Consider the following 14578-nt stretch of genomic DNA (forward strand, 5'->3'; position numbering starts at 1 on the left):
TGCTACTGCGAGCCGGCACAGACCCGGCCGCGCTATCCATCCGGCATGGGAAACGCCAAGACCGCCGCCGAAATCCTCCTCGACACCCTGGCCGCGCGTGGGGCCGACCGCGCCTTCTGCGTGCCAGGGGAATCCTACATCGCGCTGCTCGACGCGCTGCACGCGCATCCCTCCGTCGATCTCGTGACCTGCCGGCACGAGGGCGGGGCGGGCTTCATGGCGGTGGCCGATGCCAAGCTCACCGGCCGGCCCGGCATCGTGCTGGTTTCGCGCGGGCCCGGCGCGTGCAACGCCGCCATCGCGCTGCACACCGCCGAGCAGGACGCCGTGCCGCTGATCCTGCTGATCGGGCAGGTGGAGAAGCGCGACCTGCGCCGCCGTGCCTTCCAGGAGATCGACTACGCCGCGATGTTCGGCGGCATCGCCAAATGGGTCGGCGAGGCCACGCATCCGGACGAGGTGCCCGAGCTGGCCGCCCGCGCCTGGAACATGGCGACCCAGGGCGTGCCGGGACCCGTGGTGCTGTCCCTGCCGGAGGACGTGTTGGCCGCGCCCTGCGCCGTCCCCGCCTTGCCGCCCACCCGCCTCGCCCCCGCCGCGCCGCCGGCCGGAACCGCCGCCGAGCTGGCCGGCCTGCTGCGCCGGGCCGAGCGGCCGATCTTGCTGGCGGGGCACGGGCTGGACGTGCCGGGCGGGCGCGCGGCGCTGCTGGCCTTCGCCGAGGCCTGGCAGCTTCCCGTGGCGGTGTCCTTCCGCCGGCAGGACCTGTTCCCCAACGACCACCCGCTCTATGCGGGCGATCTCGGCCTGCGCAATCCGGACGCGCAGCGGGACGCCTTCGCGGAGGCCGACCTCGTGCTCGCCCTCGGCACGCGGCTGACCGACATCACCACCCAGGGCTATAGCTGGCCGGCGCCGGGGCAGCGCCTGGTGCATGTTTGCGCCGATCCGCGCTTCCTCGGCTGGCTGTTCCCGGCGGAGCTGGCCATCGCCGCCGATGCCCCCGCCGTGCTGGCGGCCCTGGCCTCCGGGCCCGCCGCCGCCCCGCCCGGCCGCGACGCCTGGAACCGTCGCCTGCGCCAGCTCCAGGAGGCAGACAGCCGCGCCACGGCCGAAACATTCCCCGATGGCCTGCCCTTCCTGCGCGTGGCCCGGCTCGTGGGCGCATGCGCGCCAGCGGATGCGATTGTCACCCTCGATGCCGGCACCTTTGCCGCGCCCTTCTACCGCAAGCTCCAGTGGCGCCCGCCGCAGCGCTTGCTGGCGCCGATCTCGGGCGCCATGGGCTTTGGCGTGCCGGCGGCGGTGGCCGCGGCGCTGCGCCACCCGGAGCGCGCGGTGATCTGCGTGGTCGGCGATGGCGGCGCGCTGATGACCGGCAACGAGCTGGCCGTCGGCATGGCGCGCCGCCTGCCGATCAAGCTGCTGCTCTCCGACAATGGCAGCTACGCCTCCATCCGCATCCACCAGGAGCGGCAGCACCCGAACCGCGTTTCCGGCACCGATCTCGCCAACCCCGATCTCGGCACCTGGTGCTCCGCCTTCGGCGCACCGCTGCTGCGGGTGGACACCGAGGCAGACCTGCCGGCGCTGGAGACGGCCCTGCGCGCGCCGGGGCCGCTGGTCGCCGTCATCCGCACCTCGCTGCGGGCGGTGCTGCCGAGCGGCGCGGCGCAGCCGTTGCTTGAAGCGGCGCCGGGCTGAGGGGCGCTTCCATGCGCATCGCTATCCCCGACGATTATCCACGCGCCTTCGCCGGGCTGCGCTGCGCCGCGAAGCTGCACGGCCACGCGCTGGACATCTTCCACGACGCGCCGCGCGCCGCAGAGGAACTGGTCGCGCGTCTTTCGGGCGCCGAGGCCGTGCTGCTCACCCAGCAGCGCACCGCCCTGCCGCGCGCCATCCTCGAACGCCTCCCGGCGCTGCGGCTGATCAGCCAGACGGGAAGGAACGTCGACCATATCGACGTCGCGGCCTGCCGGGCGCTCGGCATCACCGTCTGCGCCGGCGGCGGCGGCGGGGTGGAGGCAACGGCGGAGCTGACTTGGGCGCTGATCCTGGCGGCGCTGCGGCACATCCCGGAGGAGGTGCAGCGGCTGCGGAGTGGGCAGTGGCAGGGCAGCCTGGGCACCGGCCTTTCGGGCCGGGTGCTTGGCCTTTACGGACTGGGGCGGATCGGCGGCCGCGTGGCGCAGGTGGGCGAGGCCTTCGGCATGCGCATCCTGTGCTGGGGGCGCGAAGGCACGCGGGAGCGCGCCCGCGCCGCCGGCTATGCGGTGGCCGACAGCCGCGAGGCCTTCTTCGCGGACAGCGACGTGCTCTCGCTGCACATCCGCCTGACGCCGGAAACGCGGGGCGCGGTGACGGTCGCCGATCTGGCGCGGATGAAGCCCGGCGCGCTGCTGGTGAACACCAGCCGGGCGCAGATCATCGAGGCCGATGCGCTGGAGACGGCCCTGCGCCAGGGTCGGCCAGGCCGCGCCGCCGTCGATGTTTACGAGGAGGAGCCGGTGCTGGGCGGGCGGCACCCGCTGCTGGCCCTGCCCAACGCGCTCTGCACGCCGCATCTCGGCTATGTCGAGGAAGCCACCTACGAGACGCTCTACGACACGGCGGTGGAGCAGATCCTCGCCTTCGCCGCCGGCCGGCCGGTCAACCTGCTGGAGCCGGCGCCGGGCTGAGACGCGCCGCGCCGCCAGGATCACGACCAAAACAAAAGAAAAACGGGGGAGACGCATCATGAAGATCACACGCCGCCTGCTGCTGGCGACAACAGGCCTTGCCGTCGCGGGCCAGGCACATGCGCAGACCGAGACCGGATGGCCGAGCCGGCCCATCACGCTCGTCGTGCCCAACCCGCCCGGTGGGGGAACGGATTTCGCCGCCCGCTTGTTCCAGGAGGCGCTCGGCCAGGCGCTCGGACAGCCGGTGGTGATCGAGAACCGCTCGGGTGGCAACGGCAATGTCGGCATCCTGGCCGCCGCCCGCGCCGCGCCGGACGGTTACACGCTGCTGCTGCAATATTCCGGCTATCACGGCGCCAACACGGCGCTGATGCCCGATATCGGCTGGGACCCGAACCGGGACCTCGCGGCCGTGGGCATGGCCACCATCGCGCCACATGTGATCTTCGCCGGGCCGGGCATCCCGGTGAGCAGCCTTGCCGAGCTGGTGGGGCACATCCGCGAAAATCCCGGCCGCGTCACCTATGCCTCGGCCGGCACGGGGTCGATCCAGAACATCGCCGGGCTGCAGTTGGCGCAGCGGGTCGGCGTACCGATGCTGCACGTGCCCTACCGCGGCGCCGCGCCGGCCCTGCAGGACGTAGTGGGCGGACGCGTGGATATCTTCATCACCACCCCCTCCTCGGCCATGTCGCTGCTACAGGGCGGGCAGCTCAAGGCCCTGGCCGTGGCCAGCGAGGCCCGGCTGCCGGCTCTGCCCGATGTGCCGACAACCGCAGAGGCCGGGCTGCCGGGCTACACGGTGGATGCCTGGTTCGCAGTCTTCGCGCCCGCCGGCACGCCGCCTCCGGTGATCGAGAAGGTCAATGCCGCGTTGCGCGCGGCGACGCGGAACCCGAAGGTGCAGGAGGTCGCCGCCGCCTCCGGCGTGGTGCTGCGCCCGCTGACGGCGGCCGAGATGGATGCCCTGGCGCGGCAGGACGTGGAAACCCTGACGCGCGTGGTGCGCGAGGCGGGGCTGCGGCTGGAATAAAGCCGGCAGCGCCGGGAGCGCTTCAGCCGGCTTCCCGCAGCAGCTTACCCGGGTTCATCAGGTTCTGCGGATCGAAGCACTGCTTCAGCCGGCGCATCATCTCCATCTCCACCGCGCTCTTGTAGCGCGGCACCTCCTCGATCCGCAGCCGGCCGATGCCGTGCTCGGCGGTGATGGAGCCGCCAAGGCGCGCCACGATGTCGTGCACGATGCGGTTCACCTCCGGCAGGAAGGACTGCCAGAGGGCCTTGTCCCCGCCCTCGGCCTGGATCGGGTTGTAGTGGATGTTGCCGTCGCCCAGGTGGCCGAAGGCGAAGGAGCGGATGCCGGGGAAGCGCGCCGCCAGCGCCGTATTCGCCTCGGCGATGAAGCGCGGCACCTGCGAAACCGGCACCGAGACGTCGTGCTTGTAGGAGGCGCCCTCCAGCCGCTGCCCTTCCGGCGCGCCTTCGCGGATGCGGCGGATACCCAGCGCCTGCTCAGCCGAGGCGGCGATGGTGCCATCCACAAGCTCGCCATTCTCAAGCCCCGCCTCGACGGCGGCGAGCAGCCGCGCTTCCAGCGCCGCCTGCTCGCCCTGGTCGGCGATCTCCACCATCAGGTACCAGTCGTGGCGCTCCACCAGCGGATCGCGGATAGCAGCGTTGTGGCGCATGGCAATGTCGACGCAGCGGCGCTCCATCAACTCCATGGTGGTGATGTTCTCGCCGAGCAGCGACTTGACACGGCGCAGCCAGGCCACCGCCGTGACGGGCGAGGGCGTGGCCAGGAAGGCGGTGGCAGACGCGGTGGGCAGCGGCAGCAGTTTCAGCGTGGCGGCGGTGATGATGCCGAGCGTGCCCTCGGCGCCGATGAAGAGCTGCTTGAGGTCGTAGCCGGCATTGTCCTTCCGCAGGCCGCGCAGCCCGTTCCACACCTGCCCGTCGGGCAGCACCACCTCCAGCCCCGCCACCAGGGCGCGCGCCGTGCCGTAGCGCAGCGCCTGCACGCCGCCCGCATTGGTGGAAAGGTTGCCGCCGACCTGGCAGCTGCCCTCCGCCCCGAGGCTCAGCGGAAAAAGCCGGCCATGCTCCCGCGCCGTTTCCTGGATGGTCTGCAGCACCACGCCGGCATCGACGGTGATGGTGTCGTTGTCGAGGTCAATCGCGCGGATGCGGTTCATCCGCCGGGTGGAGACCAGGATCTCCGTGTCGTCGCCATGCGGCTGGCTCGCGCCGGTCAGGCCGGTATTGCCGCCCTGCGGCACGACAGGCGTGCTGGTGCGGGCGCAAAGGGCCACCACCGCCGCCATCTCCTCCGTGCTGGCGGGCATCACGACCAGCGGAACTCGCCCTTCCCAATTGTCGCGCCAGGCCACCATCATGGGCTGCATCGCGTCGCGGTCGGTGATGAGGCCGCGCTCGCCGACAATGGCGCGCACCGGCTCCAGCACTTCCCGCGCGAAGCGCGCGGGATCGGCCAGCAAGTTGCGGCGCGGCCGAGTGCCGGACGCAGGGCTGCCGGAGGAAGGAGGGAAGGTATCCGGCATGGCTTGTCAGTTCCTCTTCACGCCGCAGGCATAGCTGCCATGGCCGCGTCTTGTTCGCCGGAATAGCCCGCGACCCAGGCGATAGCCACCATGGGTGCGAGAGCAGTCCCTAGCATCCATGAGGCCGGCCCGGATGGCATCCAGCTTCCCCTTGCGCTCCGGCATCATCGTGAACGGGGGCACGGGCTCCCACCCCGAGCAGCCTGATATCAGTTATAACCCAGGTGGCAGGTCGATCACCGGAACAGCCTCACATCTCATGAGCGGCGGCCAGTGCGGCGCCGGTGACGCTCTCCGCCGTCCCGCCCTGACGCGGGCGCAGCGGCGAACCGTCGGGATTGCGCGTAACGCCGCGCAGCACGTCGAGCGGCACCAGCCGCTCCACCTCTGCCTGGATGATCCGCACCGCCGCGCGAACCAGGGGCGTCACCGGCTTGTTGGAGGGCGTGGCGATGACCAGCAGTGCGCGCATGGCCGGCGAGGCGAAGGGGCGCACGCGCAGCCGCCGGTCCTTCACCTCGCGGTGCACGGCCCCGAAGGGCAGCACGGTGGTGCCGACGCCGCGTTCCACCAGTTGCTTCAGCGCGGCTACACAATCGACCTCGGTCAGCACGCGCGGACGTACGCCCTCGGTGGCGCAGGCGGAATCCAGCACCCGCCGCAGCCCGTTCTCGGGACCGGGCAACACGCAGTCCCGCCCGGCCAGTTCGGCCAGCCGCACGGGGGCTCCGGCAGGGGCACCGGGCGGCTCGATCAGGAACAGGTCCTCCAGGAGCAGCGGTGTGGCGATCAGGCTCGGGCTGCTACGAGCATCGTAGAGTACGGCAAGGTCGATGCGCTGCGCCTCGGTCCATTCCAGCAACACGGCGCTGAAGGCTTCGCGGATGCGCAGCCGGGCGCGCGGGAACTCGGCGGCAAAACGCAGCGCCAAGTCGGCTCCCATGCTGGCCGAGAGCGAGGGTGGGATGCCGAGCGTCACTTGGCCTATCGCATCCGGTGCGCCAGCGGCCAGTTCCTCCCGCACGTCGGAAAGCTGCTGCATGACGCCCTGGCCTACCTCCAGGAAGCGCTCTCCCGCCGCGGTGAGCGTGACGCCGCGGCCATGCCGATAGAAGAGCGGCACGCGCAGCTCGGCCTCAAGCCGGCCGATCTGCCGGCTCAGAGCGGGCTGGCTCACCCCCAGGCGCACAGCCGCGCGCGACAGGCTTCCGGCGGAGGCGACCTCCAGGAAGTAGCGGATCTCCAGCAGATCCATGCGTCCGGCCTCCTTACGCTCTCACCCGGCTACCGGCCCGGGCACCAACGTTTAGGTTATAGCTTTTATGTGGCGTTGCGCATGGGTCGCCGGGATGACGGTGCTATCGTGGCGGCAACGCTGGGCTTTTCGGCCCCAACGAGGATTCCAGGAAACGTCCATGCCGTCATCGCCCTTGTCCGGCATCAGCCACGCCTATCTCGAGGCCATGCAACGCGCCTTCGAGGCCGACCCGGCCTCCGTGGAGCCGGGCTGGCGCGTGCTCTTCCAGGTACTCGCCGAGGCGGAGATTTCCCCGGATGCCGGCGCCGGCGCGCAGGCGCTGCGCGCGACGGAATGGCGCGAGCGCGGGCACCTCCAGGCCCAACTCGATCCGCTGACCCCACGCACCCCGCCCGCCGATCCTCTCCAGGCGCTCTATGCCGGCACGCTGGCGGTGGAATCCGCTCATATCGACGATGCCGCCCGCCGCGCTTGGCTGCGCGCCGCCATGGAAGAGGGCGCGGGCCTTCCTGCCCCCGCCGAGCCGCGAGCGCTGCTGGCCGAGCTGATCGCGGCGGAGGAGTTCGAGAGCCTGCTCGGCCGGAAGTTCCCGACCAAGAAGCGCTTCGGCGCCGAGGGAGCGGAGGCCGTGGTGCCGCTGCTGCGCCGCGTGCTGTCCCGCGCGGCGGCCGAGGGCATCCGCCGCGCCGTGATCGGCACCATGCACCGTGGCCGCCTGTCGCTGATGTCCAATGTGCTGGGCCGCGCCTTTGCCCGGCTGGTGGCGGAGGTGAAGGGCGCCCACCCCTTTCCCGCCGATCCGCCGCGCCCGGGCGACGTACCCTACCACCTGGGCCACGAGGCGGAGCTGGTGCTGGACGGGCATTCCATCACCGTCACCCTGTTGTCCAACCCCTCGCATCTGGAGGCGGTGGACCCGCTGGTGCTCGGCCGCGCCCGCGCCGCGCAGGACGTAGCGGGCGGCCCCGGCGCGGTGTTGCCCGTCATCCTGCACACCGATGCCGCGGTGGTCGGCCAGGGCGTGGTGGCCGAGTGCATCCAGCTCGCCGGTCCCGCCGGCTATTCGGTCGGCGGCACGGTGCATCTGGTCATCAACAACCAGATCGGCTTCACCACCGAGCCGGGGGAGGCACGCACCTCCCATCACTGCACCGGGCCGTGGAAGGCGGTGGACAGCGCCATCCTGCACGTCAATGGCGACGACCCGGAAGCCGTGGCCCGCGCCGCCGACATTGCCCTCGCCTGGCGGCAAGCCCAGGGCTGCGACGCGGTGGTGGACCTCGTCTGCTACCGCCGCAACGGCCACAACGAGATCGACGAGCCTGGCTTCACCCAGCCGCGCCTTTACGCCCGCATCGCCGAGCAGGTGCCGGTGGCCCGCGCCTTCGCCGCCCGGCTGGTGGCCGCGGGCGTGGTAACGGAGGCGGAGGTGGCCGCGCTCACGGAAGCCGCGCGTGTCCGCTTCCAGGCCGGGTTCGAGGAGGCCGCCAGCCACCGCGTCAACGAGAGCGGCTACCCGCCCCGCCCACCGCGCCGCGCCGCCGAGACCGGCGTCGCCGCGCCCGTGCTGGAGGAGATCGCCACGGCCTTGGCGGCGGCGCCCGAGGGCATGGCGCTGCACCCCCGCATGAACCGCGTGCTGCGCCAGCGCGTGCTGGACCCGGCGGGCATCCCCTGGCCCTCGGCAGAGGCGCTGGCCTTTGGCAGCCTGCTGCTTCAGGGCGTGCCGGTGCGCCTGTCCGGGCAGGACGTGGTGCGCGGCGCCTTTTCCCACCGCCATTTCGCGCTCTCCGACGCCGCCAGCGGCACACGGCATGTGGGGCTGAATGCCCTGGCGCCGGACCAGGGGCACTTCCAGGCCTTCAACAGCCCGCTTTCCGAGTATGCAGTGCTGGGCTTCGAGTACGGCTACAGCCTGGAGCGGCCGGAGGCGCTGGTGATCTGGGAAGCGCAGTTCGGCGACTTCGCCAATGGCGCGCAGATCGTCATCGACCAGTTCATCGCCGCCGCCGAGGCGAAATGGTGCGACCCCTCGCGCCTCGTGCTGCTGCTGCCGCAAGGTCTGGAGGGGCAGGGGCCGGAGCATTCCTCGGCCCGGCTGGAGCGTTACCTACAATTGGCGGCGGGGGAGAACCTGCGGATAGTGCAGCCCTCCACCCCGGCCAACTATTTCCACCTGCTGCGCGAGCAGGCGCTCGGCCACCACGACTGCCCACTGGTGGTGATGAGCCCGAAGAAGCTGTTGCGCCTGCCGGAGGCGCTCTCCCCCCTCGCCGACTTCTTGCCTGGCACCAGCTTCCACCCCGTCCTTGCCTCGGCGCCCGCCTCTGGCCCGGTGGAGACGGTGCTGCTCTGCTCGGGCAAGATCGCCTACGAGTTGGAGGAGGTGCGCGCGGCGCGCGGTGCGACGGAGGTCGCCATCCTGCGGCTGGAGCGGCTCTACCCACTGCCCGCCGCCGAAATCGCTAGGCAGCTGCGCCGCTGGCCGCGCGCCCGGCTGCTCTGGGTGCAGGAGGAACCGGAAAACATGGGCGCCTGGCGCTGGCTGGACCGTCAGCTTGAAACCATTGCGACGGAAGCGGGCTGCCTGCACCCGCGTGCCGCCTATGCCGGGCGGCCGGCCTCGCCCTCGCCCGCCGGCAGCTTCCACGGCGCGCATGACGACGACCAGCGCGCCATCCTGGAACAGGCCTTCGCCGCCACCCGCGCCGGGAGCCGCGTGGCATGAGCGGGGGCATCCTGGAGGCGCTGCGTGTCGTTGAGGTCTCGGCCTTCATCGCCGCGCCGGTTGGCGGCATGACGCTGGCGCAGCTCGGCGCGGAGGTAATCCGCATCGACCCGATCGGCGGCAACATCGACTATCGCCGCTGGCCGCTCGCCCCCTCGGGCAGCAGCATCTACTGGGCCAGCCTGAACCGCGGCAAGCGCTCGGTCGCTCTCGCCCTGAACACACCGGAAGGGCAGGAGATCGCCCGCGCGCTGATCGCCCGTCCGGATTCACCGGACCAAACGGGCGGCATCCTGCTCACCAACCTGCCCGCCGCCGGCTGGATGAGCCACGAAGCCCTGTCCCGCCACCGGGCGGACCTCATCATGTTGCGTCTGACCGGCAACCACGATGGCAGCGGCGCAGTGGACTACACGGTAAACTGCGCCTCCGGCTTTCCCATCGCCACGGGGCGGGACGCGGCGCCGGTGAACCACGTGCTGCCGGCCTGGGACATCGCCGCCGGGCTTTACCTGACCACCGGCCTGCTGGCGGCGGAGCGGGCGCGGCGCAAGGACGGCCAGGGCCGCGAGGTGACGCTGGCGCTCTCCGACGTGATGCTCGCCAGCGTCGGCAACCTTGGCTACCTGGCCGATGTGCAGGTGAACGGCACGGTGCGCCCGCCCATGGGCAACGACCTCTACGGCGCGCTGGGGCGGGACTTCATGACACGCGACGGACGCTCGGTGATGATCGTCGCCATCTCCAACCGGCAGTGGCGCGCCATCGGCAAGGCCACAGGGCTGACGGAGAAGTTCGCCATGATCGGGCCGATGATGGAGGTGGACCTCGACACGGAGGGCGGCCGCTTCCAGGCGCGCGGCGCCATCTTCGCCCTGCTGGAGCACTGGTGCGCGGGGCGCAGCCTGGCCGAGATCGCCGCGGCCTTCGCCGGCAGTGGCGTGCTCTGGGGTCCCTACCAGGATTTCGGACAGCTCCTGGCCGAGGACCCGCGCTGCTCGGAGGCGAACCCGATGTTCGGGCGGATCGACCAGCCGGGGATTGGTAACATCCTGGCGCCCGCCGGGCCGCTCGGCTTCACCGGCCAGGCGCGCCTGCCGCCCCGCCCCGCCCCCATGCTGGGCCAGGACACGGACGAGGTGCTGGCCGAAATGCTGGGCCTATCCGCTGCCGCCATCGGCAAGCTGCACGACGCCGGCACCGTCGCCGGCCCCGCGTCCTTTGAAACAATCCAGGCGCGGTGAGGACACCCATGCCCGACACCATCACCCTTCCCTCCCTCCTCACCCACTGCGCCACCCTGCTGGGCGCAGCCGAGCGTCTGCACGAAGCGACACGCCATGCCGTGGCGGCGCTGGTCTCACCTGGCGGCAAGCCCGACGCGGCGCGGCTGGAAACGCACCAATACGCCGCCCACGGCCTGTCCTGGCAGGCCACTTATGTTGAGGCGCTGCGCCAGACCCTGGCCTGGGCGCGTGGGCTGGAGGAAGCTGGCAGGCTGAGCGGCGCGGAGCACGCCATCCTGCATCTGGGCTTCGCGGAATACGGCGCGCAGCTCGCTGGCGGCATTGCCATGAGCCAGTCGGAGATCATCCGCCCGGCCGAGATGAGCGTGCCCGAAGCGGAGATCACCCGCTTCGCCGCGGAACCGGCGCTTGCCGCGCTGGCCGCCCGCCCGGGGCTGGAGGCGGCGCGCCGCGCGCTTGCCGCCGAGCTGGCCGAGGGCCGCTTCGGCGCACTGGGCCTGGATGACGAGGTGCTGGAAGCGACGCGAGAGCAGTTCCTCCGCTTCGCCGCCGCCGAGGTGGCGCCGCATGCTCAGGGGTGGCACACGCGGGACGAGCTGATCCCGCTGCCGTTGGTGGAGAAGCTGGCCGCCATGGGCGTGTTCGGCCTGACCGTGCCGGAAGAATTCGGCGGGCTCGGGCTCGGCAAGGTGGCGATGTGCCTGGTGTCCGAGGCGCTGAGCGGCGCCTATCTCGGCGTCGGCTCCCTCGGGACCCGTTCCGAGATCGCGGCGGAGCTGATCCGCCTCGGCGGCACAGAGAAGCAGAAGGCCCAGTGGCTGGAAAAGATTGCCACCGGCGAGATCCTGCCCACCGCCGTCTTCACCGAGCCCAACACCGGCTCCGACCTCGGCAGCCTGCGCACCCGCGCCGTGCGCGAGGGCGATGTCTACAAGATCCACGGCGCCAAGACCTGGATCACCCACGGCGCGCGCTCGGACCTGATGACACTGCTGGTGCGCACCGACCCGGACGCCGCCGGCTACCGCGGCCTGTCCATGCTGCTGGCGCCGAAGCCGCGCGGCACGGACGGAGATCCCTTCCCCGCACCCGGCATGCAAGGCGCGGAGATCCCCGTGCTCGGCTACCGCGGCATGAAAGAATACGAGATCTCCTTCGACGGCTTCGAGGTGCCGGCGGAGAACCTGCTCGGCGACATCGAGGGCCAGGGCTTCAAGCAGCTAATGGAAACTTTCGAGAGCGCGCGCATACAGACGGCAGCGCGGGCGCTGGGTGTGGCGCAGAACGCGCTGGAGCTTGGCCTGCGCTACGCGCAGGAGCGGGCGCAGTTCGGCAAGGCCATCCTCGATTTCCCGCGCGTGCACGCCAAGCTTGCCATGATGGCCGCCGAGACCATGATGGCGCGCCAGCTCAGCTATTTCGCCGCGCGGCAGAAGGATGCAGGACGGCGCTGCGACATCGAGGCCGGTATGGCCAAGTTGCTCGCCGCGCGTATCGCCTTCGCCAATGCCGACGGCGCGCTGCAGATCCATGGCGGCAACGGCTACGCGCTGGAATATCCAGTCAGCCGCGTACTCTGCGATGCACGTATCCTGTCCATCTTTGAGGGCGCGGCGGAGATCCAGGCGCAGGTGATCGCGCGAGGCCTGCTCGGCCGGGTGAACTGAACGACCATGCCCGAGGCGCCGGTACAGGCGCGGGGCCAAACTGGGAGAATTCCATGCAGCACATGATCCGACGCCGCGGCCTGGCCACGGCGGGCACAGCCCTCATCGCCACCCTCCTCTCACGCGCCGGACCGGCCCGCGCCGAGGGCTGGCCGCAGCGGCCCGTCACGATCATCATTGGCTTTCCGCCGGGCACGGCGACCGACAGCGTGGGCCGCCTTCTCGCCGACCGCTTGTCGCAGAGGCTGGGGCAGCGCTTTCTCATCGAGAACCGCAGCGGCCAGGGCGGCTCGATCGGCGCCACTGCGGTGGCCCGCGCGGCGCCGGACGGCTACACCCTCACTATTGGCGCCTCCGCCCCGCAGGCGATCAACCCACATATCTATCCTGACCTGCCCTATGACCCCCGCAAGGATTTCACGCCAATTCAGCAGCTGGTGCAGCTGCCCTATCTACTCGTCGCGGGAAATCACACCGGCTTCAGCAGTCTAGGCGACATCGTAGCCAAAGCGCGCGCACAGCCCGGCGCCGTGAGTTATGCCACCACCGGGAATGGCACCACCTCGCAGCTGCTGATGGCGATGCTGATCAAGGAAGCGGGTTTGCAGATGACACACGTGCCTTATCGCGGCACGGCGCAGTCTCTCACCGACATCGTAGCGGGGCGGGTGGACGTCACCTTCGATACCATGATCGGCACACTGCCTTTCGCGCAGGATGGCAGAGTGCGCGCCATCGCTGTGGGCACTAAACAGCGTGTGCCGAATGTGCCGAATGTGCCGACCACAGCGGAAGGTGGGCTTCCCGGTGTGCAGGGAGGTGCGTGGCTCGGCATGCTTGCACCAGCCGGCGTACCCGGGCCGATTGTTCAGCGGCTGTCCACCGAGGTCGCGCAGATTCTGGAAGATGCGGCCTTCCGCAAGGCCATCATGGATATGGGAGCAGTGGTGGACCCCGCCGGGCCTGAGGCCTTCGCAAAGGTAGTTCGGGATGATTACGACCGTTGGGGCGAGATCGTCCGCGTTACAGGCACAAAACTAGAGTAGAAACTATCGCAACGTCGCTAAGGTTCGCAGAGGACTGGCAGACCCGCTCGTGCCGGGCAAACAGCTCTTGGCGGAATGATCGATGCCGAAGTGCCGCCCGGGTTATTGAGGTAGGATGCCGCTCCCGCATCTGGCGTGGGCCCAAAGCAAGAGAGCTCGTATGGACATCAGGCTGGACGGCCGCACGGCCATGATCACCGGCGGCAGCAAGGGCATCGGCCTGGCCATCGCCACCCGCATGGCGGCGAGCGGCGCGGATGTGGCACTGCTGGCGCGGCGGGCGGAGGTTCTGGAGGCGGCGAAGCAGGCGGTGGGCCGGACCGCCAGGGGCCGCGTACTGACGGTGGCCTGCGACGTATCCCAGGCCGCGGAGGTCGCGCGAGCCCACGACGCTGTCATGGCCGGCCTGGGCCGGGTGGACATCCTGGTGAACAATGCCGGCACCTCGCAGACCGGCGCCTTCACGACCATCACGGATGAGGTGTGGCAGGCCGATCTGGACCTGAAGCTCTTCGCCGCCATCCGCCTCGCCCGGCTGGCCTGGCCACAGATGGCCGAGCGGCACTGGGGGCGGATCATCAACGTGCTGAACATCGGTGCGAAGGCACCGAAGGCCGGCTCGGCTCCGACGGCGGTGTCGCGGGCGGCGGGCATGGCGTTGACCAAGATCCTGGCCGGCGAAGGAGCGCCCCACAACATCCTGGTGAACGCTCTGCATGTTGGCCTGATCGAGAGCGACCAGTGGGTCCGCCGGCACGCGCAACAGCAGGCCGGCTCAACCTATGACGACTTCCTGGCGGAAATGGGCAAGGGCATCCCCATGGGCCGCGTCGGCACGGCAGAGGAGTTCGCCAACCTCGCCTGCTTCCTGGCATCGGACGCCGCCAGCTACGTCACCGGAACCTCCATCAACGTGGATGGCAATCTGTCGCCGGTGATGTAGCTGTCACCCTTCTCTCTTACCTCTAACATAACGTGTCACTTGGCTTCCTCCCGCTATCGCTTTCGATAATCATTCATCTCGTGCGGCTTGAAGGAGGTGCCTTCCTCCCCCTCCACGACGACCGACCTGATAACGCGATATTCGACCTCACTGCCGCGGTCGGCCTTCGTGCAGGCGGTGTTGCTACCGCATTATGGCTCCTTCGCCGTTGTGCTGGGTGCCTGCGCGGTGTCAGCATGCTTCCTTCCGCATCGCGAGCACCCGGGCGGCACTGTGGTCGCGACCTGGTAGGATTTGCCAGCCCGCATGGCGGGAGTGACGGCGCTTGTCGTGACCCTCACCGCGGCCGCTGTGTGGGTTGGTCCGAAAGTCGTGTCATGCTTTCGAGCTTCCCGATTTTCAGCGCCATCCTGGTCGTCTTTGCCCACCGGATGCGGGGAGCGT

The 14578-nt window shown here is 70.4% G+C and carries 10 protein-coding genes; 8 read left to right on the top strand and 2 right to left on the bottom strand.

Annotated elements, in window-relative coordinates:
• Positions 1-45 precede the first annotated feature (45 nt).
• The 3 genes from F0Q34_RS19260 to F0Q34_RS19270 are packed head-to-tail and all read left to right on the top strand — an operon-like array spanning position 46 to position 3717.
• Positions 46-1704: a thiamine pyrophosphate-binding protein gene (locus tag F0Q34_RS19260; protein WP_149813925.1), complete on the top strand. Its 1659-nt coding sequence runs from the start codon at positions 46-48 to the stop codon at positions 1702-1704.
• Between the two features lie 11 nt (positions 1705-1715).
• Entirely contained in the window at positions 1716-2681 is a 966-nt protein-coding gene (locus F0Q34_RS19265; RefSeq protein WP_149813927.1) for a D-2-hydroxyacid dehydrogenase family protein, read from the top strand.
• 58 nt (positions 2682-2739) lie between these two features.
• Positions 2740-3717 carry a Bug family tripartite tricarboxylate transporter substrate binding protein gene (locus tag F0Q34_RS19270; RefSeq protein ID WP_161600949.1) on the top strand — a complete coding sequence of 326 codons (978 nt, stop codon included), beginning with the start codon at positions 2740-2742 and terminating at the stop codon, positions 3715-3717.
• Positions 3718-3739: 22 nt separating this feature from the next.
• Here F0Q34_RS19270 and F0Q34_RS19275 read toward each other — a convergent pair whose 3' ends face one another.
• Positions 3740-5245, bottom strand: a complete 1506-nt coding sequence (locus F0Q34_RS19275; RefSeq protein ID WP_149813929.1) for an FAD-binding oxidoreductase — start codon at positions 5243-5245, stop codon at positions 3740-3742.
• Positions 5246-5495: 250 nt separating this feature from the next.
• Positions 5496-6500 carry a LysR family transcriptional regulator gene (locus tag F0Q34_RS19280; RefSeq protein ID WP_149813931.1) on the bottom strand — a complete coding sequence of 335 codons (1005 nt, stop codon included), beginning with the start codon at positions 6498-6500 and terminating at the stop codon, positions 5496-5498.
• Positions 6501-6660: 160 nt separating this feature from the next.
• On the opposite strand from F0Q34_RS19280, the gene F0Q34_RS19285 reads away from it, so the two are divergent.
• The 5 genes from F0Q34_RS19285 (at position 6661) to F0Q34_RS19305 (ending at position 14134) form a co-directional block, all read left to right on the top strand.
• Positions 6661-9231: a 2-oxoglutarate dehydrogenase E1 component gene (locus tag F0Q34_RS19285; protein WP_161600951.1), complete on the top strand. Its 2571-nt coding sequence runs from the start codon at positions 6661-6663 to the stop codon at positions 9229-9231.
• A complete protein-coding gene (locus F0Q34_RS19290; RefSeq protein WP_149813934.1) occupies positions 9228-10475 on the top strand; it encodes a CoA transferase in 1248 nt (415 codons plus the stop codon). The genes F0Q34_RS19285 and F0Q34_RS19290 overlap by 4 nt, the downstream gene beginning before the upstream one ends.
• A gap of 8 nt (positions 10476-10483) precedes the next feature.
• Complete coding sequence (locus F0Q34_RS19295) at positions 10484-12145, top strand: acyl-CoA dehydrogenase family protein (RefSeq protein ID WP_149813935.1); 1662 nt, start codon at positions 10484-10486, stop codon at positions 12143-12145.
• Between the two features lie 53 nt (positions 12146-12198).
• A complete protein-coding gene (locus F0Q34_RS19300; RefSeq protein WP_149813936.1) occupies positions 12199-13191 on the top strand; it encodes a Bug family tripartite tricarboxylate transporter substrate binding protein in 993 nt (330 codons plus the stop codon).
• Between the two features lie 160 nt (positions 13192-13351).
• The gene (locus tag F0Q34_RS19305) at positions 13352-14134 is read left to right on the top strand and encodes an SDR family oxidoreductase (RefSeq protein WP_149813938.1); all 783 of its coding nucleotides are present in this window, start codon (positions 13352-13354) and stop codon (positions 14132-14134) included.
• The last annotated feature ends 444 nt before the right edge of the window (positions 14135-14578 follow it).

It is taken from the genome of Teichococcus oryzae, assembly GCF_008386565.1.
Lineage (GTDB): Bacteria > Pseudomonadota > Alphaproteobacteria > Acetobacterales > Acetobacteraceae > Pseudoroseomonas > Pseudoroseomonas oryzae.